This is a genomic window from Streptomyces sp. IBSBF 3136 (assembly GCF_036815105.1).
Lineage (GTDB): Bacteria > Actinomycetota > Actinomycetes > Streptomycetales > Streptomycetaceae > Streptomyces.
The window spans coordinates 20,026-24,635 of the sequence record NZ_JAJSZC010000116.1 but is presented as its reverse complement, the minus strand read 5'-3'; the positions used below and the strand labels follow the sequence as shown (position 1 = coordinate 24,635).

The 4,610-nt window shown below is 70.1% G+C and carries 5 protein-coding genes and 1 tRNA gene; 1 reads left to right on the top strand and 5 read right to left on the bottom strand.

The features are described from left to right. Positions 1–46: 46 nt before the first annotated feature. The 4 genes from V7E45_RS23675 to leuC all read right to left on the bottom strand — a co-directional run bounded on the left by V7E45_RS23675 (position 47) and on the right by leuC (position 3,356). A complete protein-coding gene (locus V7E45_RS23675; RefSeq protein ID WP_319151811.1) occupies positions 47–700 on the bottom strand; it encodes an HU family DNA-binding protein in 654 nt (217 codons plus the stop codon). A gap of 136 nt (positions 701–836) precedes the next feature. Further along, entirely contained in the window at positions 837–1,067 is a 231-nt protein-coding gene (locus tag V7E45_RS23670) for a hypothetical protein (protein ID WP_333776203.1), read from the bottom strand. Between the two features lie 265 nt (positions 1,068–1,332). Next, on the bottom strand, positions 1,333–1,926 hold the full coding sequence (leuD, locus tag V7E45_RS23665) for a 3-isopropylmalate dehydratase small subunit (RefSeq protein ID WP_333776202.1): 594 nt from the start codon (positions 1,924–1,926) through the stop codon (positions 1,333–1,335). A gap of 5 nt (positions 1,927–1,931) precedes the next feature. Beyond that, positions 1,932–3,356 carry a 3-isopropylmalate dehydratase large subunit gene (leuC, locus tag V7E45_RS23660; protein ID WP_333776201.1) on the bottom strand — a complete coding sequence of 475 codons (1,425 nt, stop codon included), beginning with the start codon at positions 3,354–3,356 and terminating at the stop codon, positions 1,932–1,934. Positions 3,357–3,544: 188 nt separating this feature from the next. On the opposite strand from leuC, the gene ndgR reads away from it, so the two are divergent. Beyond that, a complete protein-coding gene (ndgR, locus tag V7E45_RS23655) occupies positions 3,545–4,261 on the top strand; it encodes an IclR family transcriptional regulator NdgR (RefSeq protein ID WP_020942440.1) in 717 nt (238 codons plus the stop codon). A 188-nt stretch (positions 4,262–4,449) separates the two neighbouring features. Here ndgR and V7E45_RS23650 read toward each other — a convergent pair. Beyond that, positions 4,450–4,522, bottom strand: a tRNA-Glu gene (locus V7E45_RS23650). Between the last annotated feature and the right edge of the window lie 88 nt (positions 4,523–4,610).

The window sequence follows — 4,610 nt, the reverse complement described above, 5'->3', positions numbered from 1 at the left end:
GGCTCCCCAGGGGAGCCCGGCCCGGCGCGTGGCTGTCCCGGCGGCCTTACGACGTCGCCTTGCGGGCGGTGGTCTTCTTGGCGGTGGTCTTGCGGGCCGTCGACTTCTTGGCCGGGGCCTTCTTGGCGGTGACCTTCTTCGCCGGAGCCTTCTTGGCCGTCGCCTTCTTGGCGGTGGTCTTGGCCGCGGTGGTCTTGGCGGTCGCCGTGGTCTTCTTGGCGGGCGCCTTCTTCGCCGTGGTCTTCTTCGCGGCGGCGGCGGTCGTGGTCTTCTTCGCCGGCGTCGCCTTCTTCGCCGTGGTCTTCTTCGCGGCGGCCTTGGTGGTCTTCTTCGCGGCGGCCTTCTTGACCGTGGCGGAAGCCGCACCGGTCAGGCTGCCCTTGGGCGCCTTCTTGACGGAGACCTCACCGCCGCGCGGCAGCTTCTTCGACCCGCTCACCAGGTCCTTGAAGCCCTGACCGGCGCGGAAGCGCGGCACGGACGTCTTCTTGACGCGAACCCGCTCGCCCGTCTGGGGGTTCCGGGCGTAGCGAGCGGGACGGTCCACCTTCTCGAAGGACCCGAAACCGGTGACCGAGACCCGCTCGCCCGCGACGACCGCGCGGACGATGGCGTCCAGGACATGATCGACGGCTTCGGCGGCCTGCTGGCGGCCACCCACCTTGTCGGCAATCGCTTCTACGAGCTGCGCCTTGTTCACGTCTTCCCCTTCGGAGACATCGCCAGAACGAAAGTGTTCAAGCTTTTTCGCACGTTAGGCAGATATATACCGCAAATCAAACACGAAACGGGCTAATCACCCTAGTGCCGCAACGGACTCGGTTGTCCCGGGCTGTTCAGCGGTCCTCTTCGGGGATGCGACCCTCGTCGAGGTCCTTGGTGAACCGCTCGAGACGCCTTGCCGCGGCGGCGGGATCGTGCTTGGCCGCGGCCGTAATGACCAGCAGCTTCCGGGCCAGCGCCATCCGTACGCCCTCCGGGACTTGCAGTGCGCGCACTCTTGTGTGCGCTTCCTTGAGCTGGTTCGCGACCGCCGTATAGAGCTCGAGTTGGCCGTCGTGTTCCATGCACAGATTGTGCCATCTGGGGCGAGTTGTCGCCTGCGCAGGGTGCAACTGCCGCCTCGTACAGCCATCTCGGCGCTTTCCGGCGCCGCGGTCCCGCTGACCGCCTACCCGGCCAACCGGGCGTTTAACGTGGGAAGTTGACCGGACGGCCGGGGCGGCAGGGGGCCGTTCGGGTGCAGACATGGCCGTACCCCCGATCGTGGCGATCGGGGGTACGGCGGGAGTGTTGCGGTGACCGAAACTCGACTTGTCCGGCCGCCGGTGATCAGCTCTGGAGCGTGCGCGGCTTGTAGGCGGGCCGCTTGTCCTCGAAGGCGGCGATGTCGCCCTCGCTCTGCAGCGTGATGGAGATGTCGTCCAGGCCGTTCAGCAGCCGCCAGCGGGAGTTCTCGTCCAGCTCGAAGGAGGCGGTGACGCCCTCGGCGCGCACCTCACGTGCCTCGAGGTCCACCGTGACCTCGGCCGTGGGGTCCGCCTCGGTCAGCTCCCACAGCGCGTCCACGACCTTCTGGTCGAGGACCACCGTGAGCAGGCCGTTCTTCAGCGAGTTGCCCCGGAAGATGTCCGCGAAGCGGGAGGAGATCACGGCCTTGAAGCCGTAGTTCTGCAGTGCCCAGACGGCGTGCTCCCGGGAGGAGCCGGTGCCGAAGTCGGGGCCGGCCACCAGGACCGTGGCGCCCTGCCGCTCGGGCCGGTTGAGGACGAAGGTCTCGTCCTTGCGCCAGGCCTCGAACAGCCCGTCCTCGAAGCCGTCCCGGGTGACCTTCTTGAGCCAGTGGGCGGGGATGATCTGGTCGGTGTCGACGTTGCCGCGGCGCAGCGGGACGGCCCGGCCGGTGTGGGTGGTGAAGGCTTCCATGATTCTCAGACTCCAGCGGGCACGGGGGCGTCGGACAGGTCGGCGGGCGAGGCCAGGTGGCCGAGGACGGCGGTCGCGGCCGCGACCTGCGGCGACACCAGGTGGGTGCGGCCGCCCTTGCCCTGCCGGCCCTCGAAGTTGCGGTTGGAGGTGGAGGCGGAGCGCTCGCCCGGGGCCAGCTGGTCGGGGTTCATGCCGAGACACATCGAGCAGCCGGCGTGCCGCCATTCGGCGCCGGCCTCCTTGAAGACGACGTCCAGGCCCTCGGAGACGGCCTGCAGACCCACCCGCGCGGAGCCGGGGACGACCAGCATCCGTACGCCGTCGGCGACTTTGCGGTCCTGGAGGATCGCGGCGGCCGCGCGCAGGTCCTCGATGCGCCCGTTGGTGCAGGAGCCTACGAAGACGGTGTCCACCTTGATGGAGCGCAGCGGCTGTCCGGCGTCCAACCCCATGTACTCCAGGGCCTTTTCGGCGGCCAGGCGCTCCGAAGCGTCTTCGTACGAAGCCGGGTCGGGGACGGAGGCCGAAAGCGGTGCGCCCTGGCCGGGGTTGGTACCCCAGGTGACGAACGGCGACAGCGCGGCGGCGTCGATGTGGACCTCGGCGTCGAAGACGGCGTCCTCGTCGGTGCGCAGCGTCCTCCAGTACTCGACCGCGGCGTCCCAGTCGGCGCCCTCGGGGGCGTGCGGGCGGCCCTGGAGGTACGCGAAGGTGGTCTCGTCCGGGGCGATCATGCCCGCGCGGGCACCGGCCTCGATCGACATGTTGCAGATGGTCATCCGGGCCTCCATCGAGAGCTTCTCGATGGCGGAGCCGCGGTACTCCAGGATGTAGCCCTGACCGCCGCCGGTGCCGATCTTCGCGATGATCGCCAGGATCAGGTCCTTGGCCGTGACGCCCTCGGGCAGCTCGCCGTCGACCGTGATCGCCATGGTCTTCGGACGGGCCAGCGGCAGCGTCTGGGTGGCCAGCACGTGCTCGACCTGCGAGGTGCCGATGCCGAACGCCAGCGCGCCGAAGGCACCGTGCGTGGAGGTGTGGGAGTCACCGCAGACGACCGTGGTACCGGGCTGGGTCAGGCCCAGCTGCGGACCCACGACGTGCACGACACCCTGCTCGACGTCGCCGAGCGGGTGCAGGCGCACACCGAACTCGGCGCAGTTCTTGCGCAGCGTCTCCAGCTGGGCCCGGGAGACCGGGTCGGCGATCGGCTTGTCGATGTCGAGGGTCGGGGTGTTGTGGTCCTCGGTCGCGATGGTGAGGTCGAGGCGGCGCACCTGGCGGCCGTTCTGCCGCAGGCCGTCGAAGGCCTGCGGGCTGGTCACCTCGTGCAGCAGGTGCAGATCGATGTAGAGGAGGTCGGGCTCGCCCTCGGCGCGCCGGACGACGTGGTCGTCCCAGACCTTCTCCGCGAGTGTCCTACCCATCGCTTTCCCTCCGGTCGGCACGCTTCCACCGACACAACTAGAGATCTTCAGGAGGCGGCTGCCCGCGCCCCGGTTCGGGCGTCCGCCGCCAGGGCCCGTGGTCCACGGGCCGCTGTGTGATTCCAGGGTGGCGCGTTCCACGGAAAATTGAACTTGCGTTTCACAGAGTGAGACGGGAGTATCGTTGCATGGACAACAGTAGCGGCGTCGGCGTTCTGGACAAGGCGGCCCTCGTCCTGAGCGCTCTGGAGTCCGGTCCGGCCACCCTCGCGGGTCTGGTCGGGGCCACCGGACTGGCACGACCCACGGCCCACCGCCTGGCCGTGGCCCTGGAACACCACCGCATGGTGGCACGCGACATGCAGGGCCGGTTCATCCTCGGCCCGCGCCTCGCGGAGCTCGCGGCCGCGGCCGGCGAGGACCGCCTGCTCGCCACGGCGGGCCCCGTGCTCACCCACCTCCGCGATGTCACCGGCGAGAGCGCGCAGCTCTATCGCCGCCAGGGTGACATGCGGATCTGCGTGGCTGCGGCGGAGCGCCTGTCCGGCCTGCGGGACACGGTCCCGGTCGGCTCGACGCTGACCATGAAGGCCGGTTCCTCGGCGCAGATCCTCATGGCCTGGGAGGAGCCGGAGCGCCTGCACCGGGGCCTGCAGGGCGCCCGCTTCACGGCGACGGCCCTGTCGGGCGTACGGCGGCGCGGCTGGGCCCAGTCCATCGGCGAGCGCGAGCCGGGCGTCGCGTCCGTCTCCGCACCCGTGCGCGGCCCCTCCAACCGCGTGGTGGCCGCCGTCTCCGTCTCCGGCCCCATCGAGCGCCTGACCCGGCACCCGGGCCGGATGCACGCCCAGGCCGTCATCGACGCCGCGTCCCGTCTCTCCGAGGCCCTGCGCCGCACGGGCTGAGCCGGCGCGGTCCCGCCGGAACACGGTCGCCTCAACGCCGCGGCACCGTGGTCCGGCGGGACCGGCCCGGGCACGGCGGTGCCCCGCCGGCCGGCAGGCCGAACGGTTCGTCGCGTACGCCGAGTTGCCGCACCGGCGGGCGCAGACACGACGAAGGCCCTCCACCGAGGTGGAGGGCCTTCGTGTCGTACCCCCGACCGGATTCGAACCGGCGCTACCGCCTTGAGAGGGCGGCGTGCTAGGCCGCTACACAACGGGGGCGAGGATCTTACGTTTCCGCAGATCCGAGCTGGTCTACCTGGACTCGAACCAAGACTAACTGAACCAGAATCAGTCGTGCTGCCAATTA

Bases quoted from the DNA above. Each gene is read 5' to 3' on its own strand.
- ndgR (WP_020942440.1), top strand. From the start codon at position 3,545: ATGGACAACAGTAGCGGCGTCGGCGTTCTGGACAAGGCGGCCCTCGTC.
- leuD (WP_333776202.1), bottom strand. From the start codon at position 1,926: ATGGAAGCCTTCACCACCCACACCGGCCGGGCCGTCCCGCTGCGCCGC.
- leuC (WP_333776201.1), bottom strand. From the start codon at position 3,356: ATGGGTAGGACACTCGCGGAGAAGGTCTGGGACGACCACGTCGTCCGG.
- V7E45_RS23670 (WP_333776203.1), bottom strand. From the start codon at position 1,067: ATGGAACACGACGGCCAACTCGAGCTCTATACGGCGGTCGCGAACCAG.